The organism is Enterovibrio norvegicus FF-33 (assembly GCF_000286835.2).
Classification (GTDB): Bacteria; Pseudomonadota; Gammaproteobacteria; order Enterobacterales; family Vibrionaceae; genus Enterovibrio; species Enterovibrio norvegicus_A.
Window position 1 is genome coordinate 704,857 of record NZ_AJYD02000038.1, and the last position, 20,147, is coordinate 725,003.

Sequence of the window (20,147 nt, forward strand, 5' to 3'; positions counted from 1 at the left end):
TATAATCCATAAAAAATAGCCGCTTAGCGGCTATTTTTTTGCAAAAAACAACCAAGTGTGGCGATTTAGGCCGCCATCTCTGCTTTCATCGTGTCTGCGACAAAGTGAATCAGTTCGACCCAAGCATCTCGTGTTTCTCGCGTGAAATCATCACCTAATCCTACTTTGAGGGTGTGCAGCAATGCATTGCCTACGGGCGTAAAGTGCGCTTTTTTTACCCCATACCCTTCGTGGCGTTTTGCTAACTGCTGTAATACAGGAAGCAGTTGCTCTGGTGCGTTCAAGCTGCTCACTGCTGCATGCAAAATCGCCATCAATTTACGACCTTGTTGCTTCATGTCACCCTTAAAAAGAGGTTTTAGTGTCGGGTCATATGAAAACAGTGTGTCGTAGAATATTTCAGCAGCTTGAAGCGAGATAGGCTCTACCTTGCGAAAACTGTTCGTGATCAACGTGACTTGCCGAGCTGTTAACGCCATAGCGGATATCCCCAAATATGGTGCATTGTGTATAAAATTATTATGCGAATTGTGGCTTGCTCTATCAAAAGGGTAGGAAATCATTTCGCTTTGTCCAATAACTTGTTAGCCATGTCGTCAACGACTCATCCATATTGCAAACGTCATGTAATCAAAATTGAGAATCAGATCTCAGTAGGATGATTGAATTTCCTATTAGCTATATATATCCAACTAACCTCAAGATGTTTGTTGAGCGATAGTTTGTAGGCTTGCGCACGCTACTGATTTAAAAACACAGTGGCTCTGAATCCTGCTTCTTGAGGTTGCTCGGGTATCATTCACTGGGAGTAGTTTTAACGGTAATAGCGCATTGGGGGAAATAACGGGTTTGTCCTGATCGGCGCTAGCTTCGCGTTACATTGATAAAAAAGACCGCGATAGCGGCGACATGACAAGGAGCAGCATGTTTACATTTGACGATATTCGTTTGCGTCCCGCCAAAACCGAAGAGCGGGATCATCTCTGGCACTTTATCTATGTGGACAATGAGTGGAAAGCGCACGACGCGCCTTACTTTCCCTTAGAGCATCAATCAAAATTTCAATTTCGCCGCCATCTGTTTAAGCGCCTCAAAGAAGCGAAAACCGCCATGGTGATTGATTATCAAGGAGAGGCGGTCGGATATCTTTCTTGCTATTGGGAAGAGCAATCCACGCGTTGGTTAGAAGTAGGCATTACCATTTTTGCATCTACACATTGGGGTAAACAAATTGGCCGTAAAGCACTGACCTTGTGGATCTCTCATCTTTTTGAATACTACGACGTAGAGCGCATCGGCCTCACCACTTGGTCTGGCAACCCCCGCATGATGAAATGTGCCAGTGCATTAGGTATGCAAGAAGAAGGGCGCATTCGCAAAGTGCGTTTCTACCAAGGGGAGTATTTTGATTCACTGCGTTATGGCGTACTGCGTGACGAATGGCAGTCTCTGCAACAATCAGCCTGTGGGCTTCGAAGTGTGGGGTGATTTTACACTGTAAAAGGGAGTAACCTTTTGCTCCCTTGTACTGGCTCAATCCCCTCACCGATAACCGTTACACAGGCAATCCAGAGAAATATTCTATGTTCGTTATGTTGCCCTAGAGAGGCCAACTGCTAGAATCACGGCTTACAATAACAATTCAAAAGAAAGTGAATCACCATGAAATTGGAAGCCGTCGATTTCAACGCGCCTGATGCCGCTGCGCGTTTCGTTGAATCCCTCCGTGAGACAGGATTTGGCGTACTCAAAAACCACCCTATTAGCCAAGATCTAGTGGCTTCAATCTATGAGCATTGGCAGCAATTTTTTGACAGTGAAGACAAAGCGAACTTTCGTTTTCACCCTCAAAGCCAAGATGGTTTTTTCCCATCAGATGTGTCTGAAGTGGCAAAAGGTCAAAAGAAAAAAGACATCAAAGAGTTCTTTCATTATTACCCTTGGGGTCAGTGTCCTGAAACACTTAAGGACGAGCTGCAAGATTACTATGAACAGGCCAATGGGCTTGCACAACAGCTACTTGCGTGGGTTGAAACCCACTCTCCTGAAGACGTATCCGCACGATATTCGCAGTCGCTGTCGAGCATGATAGACGGCAGCGATAAAACCTTGCTCCGTGTGTTGCACTATCCGCCAATGCTCGGGAATGAAGAACCTGACGCGATTCGTGCTGCCGCGCATGAAGATATTAACTTGCTCACTATCTTGCCTGCCGCCAATGAGCCTGGCCTGCAAGTGCTTGGGAAGGAAGGGGAATGGTTAGATGTCCCATGTGATTTTGGCAACATCATTATTAATATTGGCGATATGTTGCAGGAAGCATCAGGCGGTTACTTTCCATCAACCACACACCGTGTGGTGAACCCAGAAGGTGCGGACATGAGCAAGTCTCGCATTTCATTGCCTTTGTTCCTGCATCCAAAGCCTGAAGTGGTGCTTTCTGAGCGTTATACTGCTCACCGTTATTTGATGGAGCGCCTGCGCGAACTTGGCCTGATTTAATCTCCGCCACCACGTGCCCGCGAGACAAAAAGCCAGCGAAATGCTGGCTTTTTTGATCCGCCACAAAATGCTTGTTGAACAAGCATTTTGATGTTGCTTGGATAGTCGGCAAATAAGATTGATTTAAAACGAGTAAAGGGAGGAAGAATGTAGGACGTCGACTAGTATTCTATAAGAGGATACGGGAGTCTCATTAATGCAAAAGTCATTTTTATCAAACTTGAAGCGAGCCATGGGTAGTGTGATTGGCTCTCACACTGACGTTGGAAGCGATGCCAATGCCAAGATCGCTGCGCTTGATAAGTCGATTGCGATCATTGAATTCGACCCTTCGGGCCATATTCTATTTGCGAACGAGAATTTTCTCAAAGTCATGGGTTACGGCCTTGAGCAAATCGTCGGGAAGCATCATTCGATGTTCGTTGACCCCGCTTATGCAAAATCCATGGAATATCGTGATTTTTGGGCCAAATTGGCGAATGGTAAATCGTTTTCCTCCGAGTACAAACGCGTGGGGAATAATGGGGTGAATGTCTGGATTCAGGCATCGTATACGCCGGTTTATTCTGCTGAGGGTAGCGTGAGGAAAGTGGTGAAATTTGTCACTGATATCACGCAAGATAAAAACAAAAATCTTGATTACTCAGGCCAAATCAATGCCATAAATCGTAGTCAAGGTGTCATCGAATTTGATATGAAAGGAAACATCCTCAACGCCAATGATAATTTCCTTGGTGTGGTGGGATATACGCGAGAGGAAATCGTTGGTAAGCATCATTCGATGTTTGTGGAGTCTGACTATGCTCGTTCAACAGAATACCGACAGTTTTGGGAACTTCTGGCGACTGGTGAGTTTCAGAGTGCGCAATATAAGCGTCTAGGAAAAGGCGGTAAAGAGGTGTGGATTAGCGCATCTTACAACCCTATTCTGGATGAGGATGGTAAACCCTTTAAAGTTGTTAAGTTCGCCACTGACATTACTGTGCACAAGTTGCGAAACGCTGATTTTGCGGGTCAAGTTGCAGCAATTGGTAAGTCACAGGCGGTGATTGAATTTAATCTCGACGGCACTATTCGCCAGGCAAACGACAATTTCCTTAATGCTGTGGGTTATCGATTAGAAGAAATCGAAGGTAAACATCATTCTATGTTTGTTGGCCGTGAGCAACGAGACTCCCAAGAATATAAGAATTTTTGGAAAAAGCTTGGTAGCGGCGAATTTCAGGCTGGCGAGTACAAGCGAATTGGTAAAGGAGGCAAAGAAATATGGATACAAGCCTCTTACAATCCCATCCTGGATGCATCGGGTCGACCCTTCAAAGTTGTTAAGTATGCCTCTGATGTGACGGCACAAAAATTAAAAAACTCAGACTTTGAAGGTCAAATTGAAGCCATTGGAAAATCCCAAGCGGTCATTGAATTTGACATGGACGGCACGATTCGCCATGCCAATGATAATTTCTTAAACGCGATGGGATATACGCTGAAAGAAGTTCAAGGGCGTCATCACTCTCTTTTCGTTGATCAACAGGAAAGTGGTTCGCGTGAATACAAAGCCTTTTGGGAAAAACTCAATCGCGGTGAATTTGAAAGTGCCGAGTTTCGACGTATTGCTAAAGGCGGCCGCGAAGTGTGGATTCAGGCCTCGTACAACCCCATTCGCGATATGAATGGAAAACCAATTAAAGTCGTCAAATACGCGACCGATATCACGTCGAAAAAACGCGCAGTGTCCTTGATCAGTGATTGTCTATTGTCGCTCTCCAAGGGGGATCTTAATCACACGGTGGGGGAGACGTTGGATGCAGAATTTGAACCTGTTCGTAATGCGCTTAATTCAACCATTGACCACCTCAACAAGTTGGTTACAGATATTGTCCGAGGATCTAACTCTGTGGGCAGTGGCGCGCGCGAGATAAAGTTAGGTACAACTGACTTAAGCGACCGCACTGAATCTCAAGCAGCCAGCTTGGAGGAAACGGCAGCGAGTATGCAAGAAATCACTGCTACGGTTCAGCAGAATGCAGATACGTCTCAAAGTGCTGTGATGTTGGCCAATGAAGCCACGCAAAAAGCAGAACGCGGCGGTAAAGTGGTGCTTGAGGCAGTCGGTGCGATGGCTGAGATCGAAAAATCCAGTAAGCAGATTTCTGACATCATTGGCGTTATCAATGAAATCGCCTTCCAGACAAACCTTTTGGCGCTGAATGCGGCGGTGGAAGCTGCGCGTGCCGGCGAGCAAGGACGCGGTTTTGCGGTGGTTGCTGGAGAGGTGCGTAACCTCGCTCAACGAAGCGCCAAAGCCTCGATTGAAATCAAAGAGCTGATCAATGCCAGTGTCAATAAAACCAAAGACGGCACACATTTGGTGAGAGAGTCGGGTAATAATTTGGTCGAAATTGTTGATGCCATTAAGAGTGTATCTAAGTTGATTGGCGACATGAGCACGGCCACTCAGGAGCAATCACAAGGCATTGGCGAGATTAACCGCGCGGTGACTGAAATGGATAATATGACGCAGCAAAACGCGGGTTTGGCTGAGGAAACCACGGCAGCCAGTGAGAACTTACTCGCTGAGGCGGAAAGTTTGCTTGAACTGGTTACCTTCTTTAAAACTCGTGCAAGTTAGTAAGCTGCATATGAAAAATAAAGAAGCGGGCGAAAGCCCGCTTTTTGTTTGCTTGATGACAAGGCTGAGGTATTGAAACACCCTCCGTGAAGACTTGATAGGCTAGCTACGCCTATTATTCGTCGTCTTCACCGTTATTGTCTTCTTCGACTTCTTCCCTTTGATTATCGCCGTCAATACAAACCGTGTCGCCTTCATCTTCATCGAAGATCAGGTGGTCAGCGCTGCCGCCAGAGAGGGCGGTGTTGTTTTTGCGTGTTGGCATTTCGTTTTCTGGCAGATTAAAGAACGCCACCATTTCAGTCATGTCCTGAGAAAGATTCCACATGCCTTCACTGGCGGTGGTAGCTTCCTCTACTAAGGAGGCATTTTGCTGCGTCATATTGTCCATTTTGGTGATGGACAAATTGACTTGCTCAATGCCGACGCTTTGTTCTTGCGCCGCATCTGAAATCTCTTCCATTTTACTGCCAACATCCTCGACCATTGAAACGATTTCCGTCAGTGTTTTTCCAGATTCACTCACTAAATCTGAGCCAGTGGCGACTTTCTTTTTACTCGCTTCAATCAGCTCTTTTATCTCCTTCGCGGCACTGGCGGAACGCTGTGCCAGGTTACGAACCTCCCCTGCAACCACCGCAAAACCGCGTCCTTGTTCACCGGCTCTTGCCGCCTCAACCGCTGCATTGAGTGCCAATAAATTAGTCTGGAAGGCGATTTCATCAATCACGCCGATGATCTCAGCAATTTCGTTGCTTGCATCTCTAATTTCATCCATGGCGGCAATCGTTCTTGAAACCGCATTGCCACCTTCTCGCGCCTTAGCCCGTGCTTTCATGCTCACCATTTTGGTGGAAAAGGCATTCTCGGCACTTTGTTTCACCGTGCCTGTCATTTGCTCCATGCTCGCCGCGGTTGACTGCAAAGAAGAGGCCTGCAATTCAGTCCGCATGCTTAAATCCTGATTGCCAGCAACTATCTCGCGCGAGGAGATAGAAACTGTAGAGGCGGTGTCACGAATGCTTTGGATAACCTCCGTGAGTTTATCGATGGTCTGGTTGGTGTCTTTTTTGAGCTGAGCAAGTCGGCCGCTGTAGGATCTCTGCATGCGCTGAGTGAGGTCACCTTTTGCCATGGCAGCGAGAATGTGCTGCATGTCAGCCAACGAAAGTTCGACGTTCTCTGTCAGTGCGTTGAGACCTTCCGCCAAGTTGTAGAAAAAGCCCTCTTTTCCAGCCATTTCGATGCGGCCACTAAAATCTCCTCGGGTGGCGCCCGAAATCACCTCTGCGATTTCGCGCTCAATGGCGACTTCGGCGGTGCGATCTTTCCACTCAATCACAGTACCAATACGATCACCGGCTAAACCAATCATGGGCATCGCATTGATTGACATGACTCTATCGCCAACAAAAAATTCACTCCTGAATGGCGTGGTTAGTTTCGCAAGAATGTTCTGCTGCTTGGAGGGGACGCGATGGAATACATCAATATGTTCACCGATAATTTTTGACGGATTAAAGTTCTTTATCTCTTTACCAAAATCATCCTGGGCATCGATGAGCATATTTTTAGCGGCATCATTGAGATAGATGATTTGATTGCTGCTGTTGGCCAGCATGATGTTATTTGATACGCAATCTAGTGCCTGACGGACCTGCGCATTCTCTTCAGCAATGTCTTTTGATGCTTCTTCGGCTTCTCGTTTAGCATGTTCTGCAAGTTCGGCGTTGTTTAAGGAGCGGTTTGTTGCTTCTTTGATTGAAAGCAGATCGCCGCGATAATCGCCTTGGATTCGAATGCTAAGATCACCTTCAGAAATCTTCGCCATCACGGTATTGATTTCACTCAAGGCACTTTGTGTGGCGGTCATGAGTGAATTAAATGCCTCAGAGGACTGGCTAATTTCATCGTTTCCTTTGACGTCCAGCCGAAGAGAGTAATCCCCGCATCTTGATACGGTCTTGAGGCTTTTTGTCATACGGATCAACGGAGAAGTGACTGATCGCGTAATTAAAAACGCTACCAATATGCCTAAAATAATACCAAAAAATCCCGTTAGCTTGAGAACCGTTCCAATCTCTTTATTGAGCGAGTTGAGTTTTTCTACCTCATTTTTTAACGCCTCGTTTTGTAGTTCTACAATTTCGCCGATGAGCACGAGAGATAGGGTGGCAAGCGGGGAGGCCTTGGTTCCCAATAGGTATTGCGACATGTTCCATTGGTCGGAATCTCGTACCGCAAACAGTTGCATTACGACGGGTGAAAACTGGTCTCGATAACCAGCATAGTCATTGTAATATCGCACTTGTTCACGTGTTAGCAGGTGCTTATGTTCTTCGAGTGTATCGAAGAGGATCGTATTTGTGGTCCACTGTTGTGAAAACGTCGATTTAAAGGCTGGGTCACCACTGAGTAAATAGGATTGAATAGAGGCGAGACCGAGAGAAAATGAAGCACTGGACTCGGCGAACAGCCCGAGCAATTCTTTTCTTTTTGGCGTTGCAGGTAATCCTCGTTCAATCGAAGTTAGGCGATTAATCGAGTCAATCAGCTCTACAACAATCGGTTCGCCTTGCTGGGCGTAGATTTTCATGGCCGGTTGTTCGTCAACCGTGTGGGCAATGCGTTCCGCGTCATCTTGTGCTGCGCGATATTGTCTTAGACTTTCTGTCAACGTGGCGAGCTTCTCTTTGTAGCCATTCATTTGTTGATGTTCGCTTTCGATTTCCGAATCAAGCACTTTTAATTGTTTATCTATGCTTTCCCATACTGCTTGGCGTTCCTCCTTGAATTCAGGGTTTCCCAAAACCAAGTACCCACGCAAGATGGCCAGTGATTTATTCACCTCTGCAACGAGTTGATGGCTCGCCAAGGAGGCCGAAAATGTCGATCCGACGAGCTCTTGTTCAACATGTTGAACGTCCGTTAGCCGAGTGCTGGATAAGGTGACAGCAGCAACCAAAATGGCGAGGACCAAACCAAAGCCTAATGCGAGGCGCTTTCCAATCGTGTAGCGAAAGTGTTTATAATTCATTGATTGTTCACTCATCCAGTTTGCTCTGTTCACCGACCAACACTGTCAGTTTTCTGTGGATCAAGTCGACAAGGGCGTAGACATCGGAGGGGGTTCTGGTGCGCTCATAATGACGATGAGAGTAAAAGTCACCAAAACTGTTATGTGGTTCAAGTGTTGCGAGGATCGTTGACAACGAATCTAAACAGGCACCCGCTAACAAAAAGACTTCTGCGGGAATGGCTTCGCTTCCTTGTCGTTTCACACGCTTGATAACGGGTGTGCCCACTTGTTTAGCAAACAGATCGATATCGTCGCCCAATTTTGCCAATGCAAGAAAGACTTGCTCTGGCCGGTAGTTTTTTACCGGGATAACATTTCGTGGCAAAGAGCTTGAGATCTTGGGTTTGTATCGATAGGCATAGTGCATCACCATTGAATCAATGTTTTTGACCAAGGAATAGACTTGTGTCGGAGTTAGCTCGCCATATAGGTCGGAGTAACCATATTCAGTTTGGTTTGTCGTCGTATTACTTTCTGCGGCTAGACCATAAGAAGAGATAAAACAGAAAAGCAACATTCCGTTAATTACCGTGCCTCGCAGCGTAAATTGCGGACTTGAGTGATGTTGATTCAACATGGATTGCTTCATTCCTTGCCTTATCTTTTATTAACAATAAGAAACATGATTCAAAAATTAGCCTTGGCTCACATTTGAGTTTAGACGTAATTCACGTAAACGCGTGTTTCAACACACCATCAGAACAAGGGGGCAAGGAAATAGACAGGTTAAGTAAAAAGCGGTGAATATTGAGGCTGTTGGATGTGGTTGAGTTTAGGTATTCACGTCATCTTGGGAGGAAATTTGCTGCAACCAGCGACCGAGTTGCAGAATTTCAGGTTGACGCGCGCGGTGCTTTTTATACACAAAGTACAGGCTGTCACCGGTGGGCATTTCATGCATGGGGATCCGCACCAGCTGCTCGCGGTCTATTTCGTTCATGAAATAGTAATTTAAAAAGGTAATACCATGTTCATAGCGCGCCGCCTCGGTCGCAAGCAGCATGTGGCTGAACGAATGAATTTTTACGCTTTTTGGCAATGAAAATCCGCCCAACTTACACCACTGCGCCCAGTCGTTTTCCATTAATGAAGTGACAGATAATAATGGGTAATCCCATAGTGCTTCTGGCAACGGCTTGTCTTTGATTTGTTGCCAAATTTTGTGGCTACAGACGGGGTATAAATATTCTTTGTAAAGCAAATCGTACTGGTAGTTTCGCCCTGGCTCGAAATCGATAATAAAGCAGTCTGCCAGCTTATCAGAGAGGTGAGGGTGGTCGGCAAACATTTCCAGTGCGAGGTCGATTTCAGGGTGTTTTTGTCGAAAATCAGATAATTGCGGCATCAGCCATTTCACCGCCAGTGAGCTGAATACGGCTAGTCGAAGTTGGCCAGACACGCCTTCTCTGACTTGATGGCTGGCGCGAGCGATGGCTTGCAATGGGTCAGCAACGTCATCGTAATAGCGCTGACCGACAGCAGTGAGTTGCAGTAAACGACCTTGGCGATCAAACAAAGATTCACCCAAAAAATCTTCCAATAAGCGGATCTGATGACTCACCGCGCTTTGTGTCACGCTCAAGCGTTCAGCCGCTTTAGAGAAGCTATTTAGACGGGCAACCACCTCAAAATATTGTACGGCACGTAGTGGTGGAAACTTCATTATCTAAATAACTCATGAAAGAAGAATTTTCATCATTATACGTCATGCTAAAGCGGCGCTAGTATGTGTTTTTGTGATCAATGTTTGATCCTCCATCACGAACCGGAGCCTTTATCGTGCGTACTATTTCTGTTGGGTTGGCCATGACATTGTTGGTTCTTGGCAATCTCAGCGCGACGTTTTCCGACGCGCTTGTGAAAACCATGGAGGGTGGACCAGATGGGGCCATCTTCCAGTTTGCCCTATTTCGTCAGGTGTCTGCCGTTCTCATTTTGCTTCCTTTCTGTTTGACGGCGCCCGTAAAAAACCTGAAAAAAGGCTTAAAATGGCATGCATTGCGTGCCCATATATGGCTACTTGGCGTGTTCTTTTCAGTGATTGCGCTGACGACCATGCCGCTGGCAACCGCGAACGCCATTTTCTATGCGGCACCACTGATCATGTTGTCATTGGCTGCAATTTTTTTGCGAGAGAAATTGTCCGCGCCGTCAATTATTGCTGCGGTGGTTGGGTTTATCGGCGTGCTCATTTTGGTGCGTCCGACAGAACTTGATTGGGGGGCGTCCTCTGCGCTGATTGTGGCGGTGACGCTGGCGGTCAACAACTTGTTGATCCCTAAAATCCCACGTGAGCAAACGGTGTCTCAGACCTTGATGCTGCATAACCTGATTGGTATTCCCATCGCGTTTGCGCTGGCTTTGTATGAAGGCATGCCATTTAGCTTGGATCTATTCTGGCGCGCGGCCGGTTCGACCGCATTCATCTTGGTCTATGCCGCCACCTGTGTGATTGCGTATCGCGCGGCGGAAAGCAACAAAATCGCCAGTGCGGAATACAGCGGCTTAGTCTGTGCGGTGGGTGTAGGTTTGGTGCTGTTTGGCGAAGTGCCCGACATGATCATGATCGTGGGTACGACCTTGATCGTGGTGCCATTGATTTGGTTGGCAGGGCGCGAGAAACACAAAGCACGCAAAGCCAAAAAAGCGGCAAGTTTAGCGGCAACATTGGCGGCAAATCAAAAAGTGACAGAAGAAGCTATCGAACCCGCGTAAACACCAAACTGCACAAAAAACCACGCCAAGCGCTAATCGAGTGGCGTGGTTTTTTATGTGCTCGCACGCAGTTGCGGTGGCACAGTTACCATCAAATGTGAGATCAGGGCTTTAAGCCTTGCAGGCTGGTGGCGGTCTTTGTGATAGAGAAGATAAAGGGGCACTTTATCAACTTGCCAATCCGTAAACACCGTTTCTAATTTCCCTTCCGCGACAGCCTCATTGCAGTACAAATCGGGCAAGCGACATATCCCGTTACCTTGTAAGGCCGCGTTTAATAGCACATGTCCATTTTTACATTGTAAATTACCGGTGACATCTACCTCGACGTGCTGCACTGGCGAATTGGTACTCACGTATTTCCACTTCGTCACAGAGCCAGTTAGGCAATCGTGTTGTTGCAGGTCGCGTGGGTGTGTCGGTTTTCCGCTTAGTGCCAAATAACGAGGCGATGCATATGTACCAATTCTTATGTTCCCCATTTCACGGCCAATTAACAGAGAGTCCGGCAGTGTGCCCATGCGCAGGACGAGATCAAACCGTGATTGGATCAGATCAACACGCTCTGAGCTGAAATCGAGTTCAACATGGATATCGCGGTGGGCCGCGCAGAACTGATGAATAGCGTCGCCAATCAGCGATTCTCCAATGATCCCACCAACACAATTCACCGCGATAGCGCCTTTCATCTGATCGGCATCATCACTTGCGTGAGCGATCGCATCATCAATTTGCATCAGTGCTGCTTGGCAACGTGTAAAGAATGCTTCGCCTGCTGTGGTTAATCGTTGAGATCGAGTCGTACGAATAATGAGTTGCACGCCTAGACGGGATTCAAGCTGACTAAGCTGACGTGACATATGCGCGCGTGAAGCCCCGAGTTTGTCAGCCGCTTTTGAAAAACTGCCTGATTCGGCAATGGCCACGAAGGCACGAATGTCGTGCAGATTGTCGTTCAATGGATCTCTATTGGTGCTCATAAGGTAACACTGAGTTTTATTGTGATATATATATCAACAATCATGACTTATTTAGAATGCAGCCTCAATAAGAAACACCCAATAACAAAAACAAACAATCCGATCGAGGTAGAGCATGAAAAAGTTAGTTGTTATCACAGGTGCAAGTTCAGGCATTGGTGAAGCCATCGCAAAACAATTCTCAGCGCAAGGTCATCCACTGTTGCTGCTTGCACGTCGTGTAGAGCGCCTTGAAGCATTGAACTTACCAAACACCCTGTGTAAGCAAGTGGATGTGACAGACAAAGCCTCTTTCGATGATGCCGTTGCTGCTGCACAAGCCATTTACGGCGAAGCCGATCTGCTGGTTAACAACGCGGGTGTGATGTTGCTGGGCGACATGGCAACCCAAGATGCTGCTGAATGGCAAACCATGTTCAACGTGAACGTGGTCGGTTTGATGAATGGCATGCAAGCCGTCCTTGCACCAATGATTGCGCGTAATAGTGGCACCATCATTAACATCAGTTCCGTCGCTGGCCGTAAAACATTCCCGAACCACGCAGCGTACTGCGGCACCAAGTTCGCAGTTCATGCCATCTCTGAAAATGTACGTGAAGAAGTGGCAGCCGCAAACGTTCGTGTTATCACCATCGCTCCTGGCGCGGTAGAAACCGAACTCTTGTCTCACACGACGAGCGATGAAATAAAAGCTGGCTACGAAAGCTGGAAAGAAGACATGGGCGGCATTCTAGCGGCGGATGACATCGCTAACGCAGTGACCTACGCATACAACCAGCCACAGAATGTATGTGTACGTGAAATAGTGCTAACGGCGACACGTCAACAGCCGTAATAGCGGTCAATATTTCTGTGCTTAAACAAGCATTGGCCTCGGTAAATACCGAGGCTTTTTCGTTATGTGGGCGGGGAGAAGTCGAAAATGGGAGATTGGCAAACGCGTAATGGTGAGTTTAGATGAGCCACCTTTGATTATTCGCTCTTTTAAGTGGCGTGAGCGATGGTATCATCGGGGCATACTCGTTTTTAAAACCATCACTAATAATACTGTGCCCGTGGCGGAGTCAAAATGGCAAAACTAACACTACAAGAACAGATGCTGAAAGCTGGTCTTATCGACAAAAAGGCAATGAAGAAAGCCGGGAAGACGTCTAAAAAATCCCGTACCTTGGCGAAAGAAGCTAAAGCCGCTGTTGAAGAAAATCGCTCAGCGCAAATCGCACAAGACCAAGAGCTTAATCGTCAGAAGCAGATTGAAGCTGAGAAGAAAGCGATTGCCGCACAGGTGAAACAGCTTGTCGAAATGAACAAAATTGACCGTAGAGATGGCGACATTGGTTACAACTTCACCGATGGTACGTTGGTGAAAAAACTTTACGTCAATAGAGACATCCAAGCTCAGTTGGTAAATGGCCGTTTGGCGATTGCACGCTACCTTGATGGCTACTCCATTGTACCCGGCGTGGTGGCAGACAAAATTAGCCAACGAGACGAAGAGACGATCATCGTTAACAACACTGTTAACGAGCAAGAGATTGACGAAGATGACCCATATGCAGACTTCAAAATCCCTGACGATTTGATGTGGTAATGGGGGCGCTACGTCTTTTAAGAGTCAGCCGTATTTCTCATATTCGACTTGCTTTTTCTTTTGGTAGTATACTTTGAGTGTTAGGTTTTTTGAGGTAATAAATATGAACAAAAAAATCGAATCATATGGTGTAGGTGCTATTGAGAGGCCAAAGATTAAAGCCACTAAAAAACTCGATCTTTCAGGTGTTCATGGGCAGCAAATTGTAAAATCTGAAACTAAGTTGGCTTTGAGAACGCATCGTAAAACGTTTGAAAAATTAGCTGATATGTAATGGATATTATCTGTTTTCCTTTCGAGCGCGTTGTAGAAATAAATATGTTCATATTAGCGACAGAGCCGGGTATGCAGGGTTCTGTTGATATACCTAAGTTACAAGGTGCTCTGGGGAGAATAGACAATGCTATTGTTTATGATGGTTTGGATGACATCTTTGATATAGCAGCAAAATACACTGCTAGCATAGCTGTCGCTCACGCCTTACCTGACGCAAACAAAAGAACGGGTTTAATCGTTGCCCTTGAGTATTTGTCATTGAATGACTTTGAACTGACCAGTGACAATGACAAATTAGCTGATGCGGTGAGAGATTTGGTCCTTGAAGAGATTTCAGAAAGCGACTTTGCGGACATTCTTTACGCGCAATATGCTCAAGAAAATAATATTGTTAAGTAAATAAATGCCAACATCCAAACACAAAGGCGCACCCCAATCGGTGCGCCTTTCTCTTATCTATTTCCAACTAAATCAACGGTTAATTGGCTCTATTGATGCCAGAACCTACTGATAGCTAAGCTCTGTTGCCTTCCCTCTGAATATTCGATAAACCACAAAGGTATAAAGTAAGATCATGGGCATGACGAACGCTGCGCCGACACCGACAATCTTCAGTGTGGCGGGAGAGCTAGCGGCATCCTGTGCCGTCATGATACCCGGCACCACATACGGGAAGAAGCTATAGGCCAACCCTAAGAAACTGAGCGCAAAGATCATGCTTACGCCGAAGAAAGGCCATCTTGCACCCAAATCATCTTTCATCGGGACTTGACGCAGATAGTGGTCAACCAGATAAATGATGGACATCACGACCAATGGTACAGGGGCGAGCAACAGCATTTCAGGGAAGCTGAACCATCGATCGGCGACTTGCTCGTTAACAATAGGGTTCACAATGCTCACTGAAGCAATGCCAATCGCCGCCAGCCAACCCGCACGACGAGACCATCTCGCAGCGCGAATTTGCAATTCCCCTTCGGTTTTTAGCACCAGCCATGCCCCGCCAATATAGACATATGCCGCGGTGACACATAGCGCACTTAATAGAGCGAAACTGTATGCAGACGGTGACGACTCAAAGCCCATTATGTAGCGACCCATCATGTAGCCTTGCGACAATGACGCTATCAGCGAGCCAGCTTTAAAACAGCGATCCCACGTGTCTTTGCGCTCGGCTTTCGCTTTGGCGCGAAAATCAAATGCGACGCCTCGCATGATAAGGGCAACCAGCATGACGGCGGTAGGCAGATAAAGCTCTGTCAGGATCAAGCTGTGCGCAGGCGGAAATGCAATCAGCAAGATGCCAATCGCCAGTACCAACCAGGTTTCATTGGCATCCCAGAACGGGCCAATAGAGGCAATCATTCTGTCGCGCTGCGCTTGGTGATTAGCGGGCAATAAGATACCCACACCAAGATCGTAGCCATCAAGAATGGCGTACATGAAGGCAGAAAAACCCAATAGCAGCAAGTAGATTTCCGGCAAGTAATCCATCATACGATTGCCTCCTGAGTGGATGGAGTCGGCGTGTTATGCTCGGCATGGATGGCCTTTCTCGCCAAGTAGAACAAGGTGCGAATATAGGCCACCAGCAACACCACATAGACCACCAAATACATCGTCAGTGAAATCATGACATGGCCACTTGGCACAGTGGTGACAGCCTCTGAAGTGCGTAGCACACCGTTCACCAACCAAGGCTGACGACCAATTTCCGTCACATACCAGCCAGCCAAAGTGGCTATCCAGCCGGAGAAGGTCATCGCCACTAGCCCGTATAGATATGGCTTTGGCAATTCGCGCTTACGAATGATCCTAACTGCGCCATAGCTGGCGACCAAAAGCATCAGCACACCCATACCAACCATGATGCGAAAACCATAGAACAGCGGTGACACAGGCGGGTGATCTTCAAAATCATTTAAGCCAACCAATTCACCATGTAAGTCATGGGTGAGGATCAGGCTCGCCAACTTTGGGATACCAATTTCCAGCGCATTGCTACGAGTATCTTCATCAGGGATCGCAAACAGCAGAAGCGGCGCGCCATTTTGGGTTTCCCACACTCCTTCCATTGCGGCGATTTTCTCGGGTTGATGCTCAAGGGTGTTCAAACCATGTAAGTCACCGACAAAAATCTGCACCGGAATGAGTCCTGCTGCGGCAAGTATCGAGACTTTCAGCCCTGTTTTTGCCACGCGATAATCGGGCTTTTTAAGGTATTGATAGGCGCTAATACCTGCAATCAAGAAACTGGCAGTTAGGCCAGATGCCAACAAGGTGTGTGCCAGTCGATACGGCAGTGACGGGTTCAATATCACCTCTTTCCAACTGGTAACGTGAACAATGCCGTCAATCAGTTCATAACCCGCGGGCGTGTGCATCCAGCTGTTGAGCACCAAGATCCAAAATGCCGAGAGGCTTGTGCCCACCGCCACCAATATTGTTGCGAGCGTATGTACCCAATCCGCCACTCTGCCACGACCAAACAACATGACACCAAGGAAGGTGGCTTCCATGAAGAACGCGGTCATGACTTCATAACCCAGCAACGGGCCCGCGACATTGCCCACGCGTTCCATAAAGCCCGGCCAGTTGGTGCCAAATTGGAAACTCATGGTAATGCCAGACACCACGCCCAGCGCGAAGGTTAACGCGAACACCTTTACCCAAAAGTAATAGAGATCCAGCCAGACTGAATCTTGCGTTCGGTTAAAACGGAGTTTGAAGAACACCAGCATCCAGCCCAACGCAATGGTGATCGTCGGGAAAAGGATATGGAAGCTGATGTTCGCCGCGAACTGTATCCGCGACAACATAAGGGTTTCTAACATTTTGGCACCTCAATCATGAACAACTCGAAAATGGGGGTATCGTGCGAACACGTACAAATAAAAACGCGAGTTGTGATCGGGTGAAGTCGACGCTCTGACTGTCTGCAAAGGTGTCATGTATTGATCTATATCAATATATGGGTTTATACGATAGGAGGTTTACGTGAGGATCTACCTCGAATTGTATTCAAATATTAAGGGGTAACAAGGGCGCAACAATCCGTATGAAATGGTTACATCAGTGCCAGTAGTTTGGTGGGATGAGAGCCATCGTTTTGCCGCAGCGTTCTTATGACCAGCAGCACTGATTCTTTCCACCTGAGCTGTGAAGAAACATTCAGAGATATTTACTCACTCTCAAAACGGGACACTTCAAAAACTGCTTTTTAGGCAAAATGTTACGATGATAAAAAATGGAATTGAGTACTAACTGGCTGTTTGGTGAATGCCTTTTAGTGCAACCCAGTGTGGACTAACCACATATCAATGTCGTTTCAATGAAGAGTTAACAATGGATATAGTATTTATTCCTGTAAACCTAGAGCGTGATTTGAGTACCTGTGTCACCTTCCGAAGGGATGCGTGGTTTATCAGCCACGGTTCTGATAAAGGGTTCTCGGAGGACGATGCGATTCGGTGGTTCTATTCATTGTCAGAAGAAAGCCCAGACGGTTTTTTCCACATATGGCATGAGAAGAAAATTATCGGCCAGCTTGAGTTTAAATCCGGAATAGAAACATCGGATAACCAGAGAGCTGGCTACGTGAATTTGTTTTATCTTGCGCCTGCTTATAGGGGTAAGGGCTTGGGCCAAGTCATCCATAGCTATGTTGTAGATAAACTGATTGAAGACCAATGTGTTGGCGCCATGCTGCGCTATATTCCGGGTAATTTTCAGGCTGAGAGATTCTATCTAAAAAATGGTTGGTATAAATCAGCTGACGCTGATCAAAACCGTGGTCAGCCTATGCGTAAAGACTTCAATGAGTAGTGTTCACGTAACAAAATCATCAAGGCGTGTTGTGTCTCTGATGCAACTTACTGATGTGAAATAAAAGGTTACGATGAAAGCCCGCTGCCCCAATTGCCAAGAGATCACCAAGACCCTTCCCCAAAGTGGCGTTTGTCCACAATGTGACCAGTTTTCAATGGATTGGTATGTCTATGACTGGGAGGGGTTTGTGAAGAACAAGAAAGTCCTGATGTGGTGTGATGTGGGCGTATTCATTATCAGCATCACATCACTGTTTTTTTGCCTTTTCTATTCCGTGAATGAATTGATCTTGTGGTTGGCCAGTCTATTGGCGATTCCAGCTATGTTCAGCTTTCACAGTGGCTACGCAGCAGTGAGAAATCGCCAAAACTACAACGGTCATCGCGCTAAATGTTTAAGTTCGTGGATTCCGTTCTAACAAGCCAGTGCCCTTGCACACACAGAGGCCATCAAATGACATCGATGGCCTGCTTAACCTTATTTACTGAAAACGTTTGTGATAGCTTTCTTGGATACCTTCTCAGCTTTCTTTTCTTTTGCGGTGAGAAGGGGCTTTTTCTTTTGGTTCTTTTTGCTGTTTTGTCCTTTGCTCATGATGCTTTCCTTAGAGGTAACTTCTTAAGCCAAAAGCAAGCTTGTGCCTGCCTGAGGACCTTGTTAGGTAATGCTCGGGTATATTGTTTCAATCGTCGAGCAATCACATAACTAGCTTTAGTATGTTCTTATGGCACTGCAATAGATACAGCTAGCTGGCATCGTTGATGTCTGCACCTACCTTAAATTCACAAAAAAACCGGAAGGCGACCTCCGGTTTTTTTGTTTATCTATGCTGTCGTTTCTAGGCTGTTAACGCTTCACTGAGCCTAAGGGGTTAGCTCGCTGAGTGATTGGCCTTTGGTTTTGTGGCGCTTCACTTTCTCTGCTTGTTTGAGCAGCGCAAGCAATTCGTTATTGCGCCAACCTTGGGCGTGCGAACTGTATCGGCTTTCCATCATGGCGTTAATCTCTGCACCAATTTTCTCGCGTAAATCGTGCGGTAGATGACCGGTTTGCCAGTTGCGATAGTGAGTCGCAACCGCGACGGCATCATTGGCACTAACCGCGGTTTTCAGCATCAGCAGGACATTGTCAGCGTGAGGCGATTTTGACGTCTGCGTTTCTGCCGTTGAGGCTCGGTTAGCCTTTGGTCTGCGTAAATATAAGCCCAATGTGCCGATCCATAAAGTGGCAAAGAAACCTGTCGCCCACGGCCAATAACCCGCTTGCGTGATCACCTTAGTATCACTGGTTTGTAAAGGCGAAGACGGTGTTTGATTCGTGCTTGTATCGGATAGCTCGGGCTGAACATCAGGCGTGTTTTCTCCCGGCGTTACAGTTAAGGAAAGACCTTCGATCTCGCTAGTCTGTTGTTGTTTATCTTTTGTATTAAACCAATTAATCGACAGAGCCGGCAGTGTGATTTTCCCTTCCTGACGAGGAATAATGACTTGTTTCACGGTCATCACGGTGTAATCACCGTCCTCGCTGTACTCCGGTTTGTCAGAATACACATTCACGCTGGTGGGATAATCCAGATTGAGATTTGGCATGGCGCTTTGGGCAATGTTTTTGATTTTCAGGGTGATCACGCGGTTAATCGGCTCACCCACCTCGGTGCTGAGTCGTTGACTTAGCGTGTCCGGTTGCCAGCTTTGAGTTAGTTCAAGGCTTGGCGTTGGTAGCCACAAGCCTTGGAAATCCACGGGTTTGTTTTCAATGTTCAGGGTTAAGCCGTTGGCTTGACGGCTGAGAGGTACCCCCAGTGATGCGCCCCAGCTATTCCCTTTGACTTCAGTGCCACTGAATACCGCGCCTTCAATCGTGAGTTCGCCGGCTTGAGTCGGGGTGATTTGATATTGACGACTGATCACTACATATCGACGACCATTCACCACGGCCTCGGCTTGCACATCTTCGCCCACTTGCGTGACGTCAAAGCCTTCACCGAACGGCGCTTGCAGGGCAGGGGAATCTAACCGTGTGCCGATCATCAGGCGAACGCGATAATTGAAGGTTTCGCCAACATAGCCATCGTGGCGATCAAGTGTGGCGATCACGTCGACCGCTTGCGTATCGGCTTGTGCTGTCGCCTGACCTGCTTCTTCTACCTTGATGGTGATGGGATCAGTGCTCATGCCATCAATGGTTAACATCGGAACCGTGTAACTGCCGACCTGTTTGCCTGCGATTGCCACGCGCCATATGGTGCTGCGCGTTAATGCGCCATTGATGTAAGACGTGTTGCTGCTAACGCTCGGTCTGCCATAGATGAAATCTTTGTCGAGTGGCGAGAGATCCAGAGCGTCATTACTCACGCTTTCATCGACAGAAATAGTCAGTTGTAATGCGTCACCCAGCGCGACCACGTTTTTGGACACCGTGGCTTCGGCGGTTGCCGCAAATGCCACGCTGGGTAGAGACGCCATCACCATCGCAACGATTAGCAAGGCGGCTTTGGCCTGTTGTGACAGTGACATCAGCGAAAATCTCTGATCGTTCATTCTTTGT

Annotated in this window: 18 protein-coding genes; 10 read left to right on the forward strand and 8 right to left on the reverse strand. The window is 47.1% G+C overall.

Going from position 1 to position 20,147, the window contains the following annotated elements:
* Positions 1-65 precede the first annotated feature (65 nt).
* A complete protein-coding gene (locus tag A1OO_RS11320; protein WP_016959939.1) occupies positions 66-479 on the reverse strand; it encodes a globin family protein in 414 nt (137 codons plus the stop codon).
* 445 nt (positions 480-924) lie between these two features.
* On the opposite strand from A1OO_RS11320, the gene A1OO_RS11325 reads away from it, so the two are divergent.
* From A1OO_RS11325 to A1OO_RS11335, 3 genes are all read left to right on the forward strand, one after another.
* Positions 925-1,488 (forward strand): GNAT family N-acetyltransferase, encoded by a 564-nt coding sequence (locus tag A1OO_RS11325; protein ID WP_016959940.1) that lies wholly within the window; start codon positions 925-927, stop codon positions 1,486-1,488.
* A gap of 174 nt (positions 1,489-1,662) precedes the next feature.
* On the forward strand, positions 1,663-2,502 hold the full coding sequence (locus A1OO_RS11330) for an isopenicillin N synthase family dioxygenase (protein WP_016959941.1): 840 nt from the start codon (positions 1,663-1,665) through the stop codon (positions 2,500-2,502).
* 196 nt (positions 2,503-2,698) lie between these two features.
* Entirely contained in the window at positions 2,699-5,131 is a 2,433-nt protein-coding gene (locus A1OO_RS11335; protein ID WP_016959942.1) for a methyl-accepting chemotaxis protein, read from the forward strand.
* Positions 5,132-5,246: 115 nt separating this feature from the next.
* Here the strand turns inward: A1OO_RS11335 and A1OO_RS11340 are convergent, their stop codons facing one another.
* The 3 genes from A1OO_RS11340 to A1OO_RS11350 form a co-directional block, all read right to left on the reverse strand.
* On the reverse strand, positions 5,247-8,183 hold the full coding sequence (locus tag A1OO_RS11340) for a methyl-accepting chemotaxis protein (RefSeq protein ID WP_016959943.1): 2,937 nt from the start codon (positions 8,181-8,183) through the stop codon (positions 5,247-5,249).
* Positions 8,176-8,787, reverse strand: a complete 612-nt coding sequence (locus A1OO_RS11345) for a hypothetical protein (protein ID WP_016959944.1) — start codon at positions 8,785-8,787, stop codon at positions 8,176-8,178. The genes A1OO_RS11340 and A1OO_RS11345 overlap by 8 nt, the downstream gene beginning before the upstream one ends.
* Before the next feature lie 195 nt (positions 8,788-8,982).
* On the reverse strand, positions 8,983-9,873 hold the full coding sequence (locus tag A1OO_RS11350; RefSeq protein ID WP_017003081.1) for a LysR substrate-binding domain-containing protein: 891 nt from the start codon (positions 9,871-9,873) through the stop codon (positions 8,983-8,985).
* Between the two features lie 116 nt (positions 9,874-9,989).
* Here A1OO_RS11350 and A1OO_RS11355 point away from each other — a divergent pair, with 116 nt between their 5' ends.
* Positions 9,990-10,925, forward strand: coding sequence for a DMT family transporter (locus A1OO_RS11355; RefSeq protein WP_035008496.1), 936 nt, complete (start codon positions 9,990-9,992; stop codon positions 10,923-10,925).
* 53 nt (positions 10,926-10,978) lie between these two features.
* Here A1OO_RS11355 and A1OO_RS11360 read toward each other — a convergent pair whose 3' ends face one another.
* Complete coding sequence (locus A1OO_RS11360; RefSeq protein WP_017006458.1) at positions 10,979-11,905, reverse strand: LysR family transcriptional regulator; 927 nt, start codon at positions 11,903-11,905, stop codon at positions 10,979-10,981.
* A gap of 115 nt (positions 11,906-12,020) precedes the next feature.
* Here A1OO_RS11360 and A1OO_RS11365 point away from each other — a divergent pair, with 115 nt between their 5' ends.
* From A1OO_RS11365 to A1OO_RS11380, 4 genes are all read left to right on the forward strand, one after another.
* Positions 12,021-12,740, forward strand: coding sequence for an SDR family oxidoreductase (locus tag A1OO_RS11365; protein WP_017003083.1), 720 nt, complete (start codon positions 12,021-12,023; stop codon positions 12,738-12,740).
* A 234-nt stretch (positions 12,741-12,974) separates the two neighbouring features.
* Positions 12,975-13,496 carry a DUF2058 domain-containing protein gene (locus tag A1OO_RS11370; protein WP_017003084.1) on the forward strand — a complete coding sequence of 174 codons (522 nt, stop codon included), beginning with the start codon at positions 12,975-12,977 and terminating at the stop codon, positions 13,494-13,496.
* 103 nt (positions 13,497-13,599) lie between these two features.
* Positions 13,600-13,770 (forward strand): hypothetical protein, encoded by a 171-nt coding sequence (locus A1OO_RS11375; RefSeq protein ID WP_016959950.1) that lies wholly within the window; start codon positions 13,600-13,602, stop codon positions 13,768-13,770.
* On the forward strand, positions 13,770-14,171 hold the full coding sequence (locus A1OO_RS11380) for a type II toxin-antitoxin system death-on-curing family toxin (RefSeq protein WP_016959951.1): 402 nt from the start codon (positions 13,770-13,772) through the stop codon (positions 14,169-14,171). The genes A1OO_RS11375 and A1OO_RS11380 overlap by 1 nt, the downstream gene beginning before the upstream one ends.
* Before the next feature lie 105 nt (positions 14,172-14,276).
* On the opposite strand, the gene cydB is transcribed toward A1OO_RS11380, so the two are convergent.
* On the reverse strand, positions 14,277-15,269 hold the full coding sequence (gene cydB / locus A1OO_RS11385; RefSeq protein ID WP_017003085.1) for a cytochrome d ubiquinol oxidase subunit II: 993 nt from the start codon (positions 15,267-15,269) through the stop codon (positions 14,277-14,279).
* Entirely contained in the window at positions 15,266-16,606 is a 1,341-nt protein-coding gene (locus tag A1OO_RS11390; protein WP_017003086.1) for a cytochrome ubiquinol oxidase subunit I, read from the reverse strand. The genes cydB and A1OO_RS11390 overlap by 4 nt, the downstream gene beginning before the upstream one ends.
* Before the next feature lie 511 nt (positions 16,607-17,117).
* Between A1OO_RS11390 and A1OO_RS11395 the strand changes: the two genes are divergently transcribed.
* The gene (locus A1OO_RS11395; RefSeq protein ID WP_017003087.1) at positions 17,118-17,597 is read left to right on the forward strand and encodes a GNAT family N-acetyltransferase; all 480 of its coding nucleotides are present in this window, start codon (positions 17,118-17,120) and stop codon (positions 17,595-17,597) included.
* A gap of 190 nt (positions 17,598-17,787) precedes the next feature.
* The gene (locus A1OO_RS11400) at positions 17,788-18,018 is read left to right on the forward strand and encodes a hypothetical protein (protein ID WP_241819098.1); all 231 of its coding nucleotides are present in this window, start codon (positions 17,788-17,790) and stop codon (positions 18,016-18,018) included.
* Between the two features lie 445 nt (positions 18,019-18,463).
* Here A1OO_RS11400 and A1OO_RS11405 read toward each other — a convergent pair whose 3' ends face one another.
* Positions 18,464-20,140: a BatD family protein gene (locus A1OO_RS11405; RefSeq protein WP_017003090.1), complete on the reverse strand. Its 1,677-nt coding sequence runs from the start codon at positions 20,138-20,140 to the stop codon at positions 18,464-18,466.
* Between the last annotated feature and the right edge of the window lie 7 nt (positions 20,141-20,147).

Coding starts and splice junctions, on each gene's coding strand:
- A1OO_RS11340 (WP_016959943.1), bottom strand. CDS start 8,183: ATGAGTGAACAATCAATGAATTATAAACACTTTCGCTACACGATTGGA.
- A1OO_RS11320 (WP_016959939.1), bottom strand. CDS start 479: ATGGCGTTAACAGCTCGGCAAGTCACGTTGATCACGAACAGTTTTCGC.
- A1OO_RS11380 (WP_016959951.1), top strand. CDS start 13,770: ATGGATATTATCTGTTTTCCTTTCGAGCGCGTTGTAGAAATAAATATG.
- A1OO_RS11390 (WP_017003086.1), bottom strand. CDS start 16,606: ATGTTAGAAACCCTTATGTTGTCGCGGATACAGTTCGCGGCGAACATC.
- A1OO_RS11345 (WP_016959944.1), bottom strand. CDS start 8,787: ATGTTGAATCAACATCACTCAAGTCCGCAATTTACGCTGCGAGGCACG.
- A1OO_RS11335 (WP_016959942.1), top strand. CDS start 2,699: ATGCAAAAGTCATTTTTATCAAACTTGAAGCGAGCCATGGGTAGTGTG.
- A1OO_RS11360 (WP_017006458.1), bottom strand. CDS start 11,905: ATGAGCACCAATAGAGATCCATTGAACGACAATCTGCACGACATTCGT.
- A1OO_RS11365 (WP_017003083.1), top strand. CDS start 12,021: ATGAAAAAGTTAGTTGTTATCACAGGTGCAAGTTCAGGCATTGGTGAA.
- A1OO_RS11330 (WP_016959941.1), top strand. CDS start 1,663: ATGAAATTGGAAGCCGTCGATTTCAACGCGCCTGATGCCGCTGCGCGT.
- A1OO_RS11395 (WP_017003087.1), top strand. CDS start 17,118: ATGGATATAGTATTTATTCCTGTAAACCTAGAGCGTGATTTGAGTACC.
- A1OO_RS11375 (WP_016959950.1), top strand. CDS start 13,600: ATGAACAAAAAAATCGAATCATATGGTGTAGGTGCTATTGAGAGGCCA.
- cydB (WP_017003085.1), bottom strand. CDS start 15,269: ATGATGGATTACTTGCCGGAAATCTACTTGCTGCTATTGGGTTTTTCT.
- A1OO_RS11350 (WP_017003081.1), bottom strand. CDS start 9,873: ATGAAGTTTCCACCACTACGTGCCGTACAATATTTTGAGGTGGTTGCC.
- A1OO_RS11370 (WP_017003084.1), top strand. CDS start 12,975: ATGGCAAAACTAACACTACAAGAACAGATGCTGAAAGCTGGTCTTATC.
- A1OO_RS11325 (WP_016959940.1), top strand. CDS start 925: ATGTTTACATTTGACGATATTCGTTTGCGTCCCGCCAAAACCGAAGAG.
- A1OO_RS11405 (WP_017003090.1), bottom strand. CDS start 20,140: ATGAACGATCAGAGATTTTCGCTGATGTCACTGTCACAACAGGCCAAA.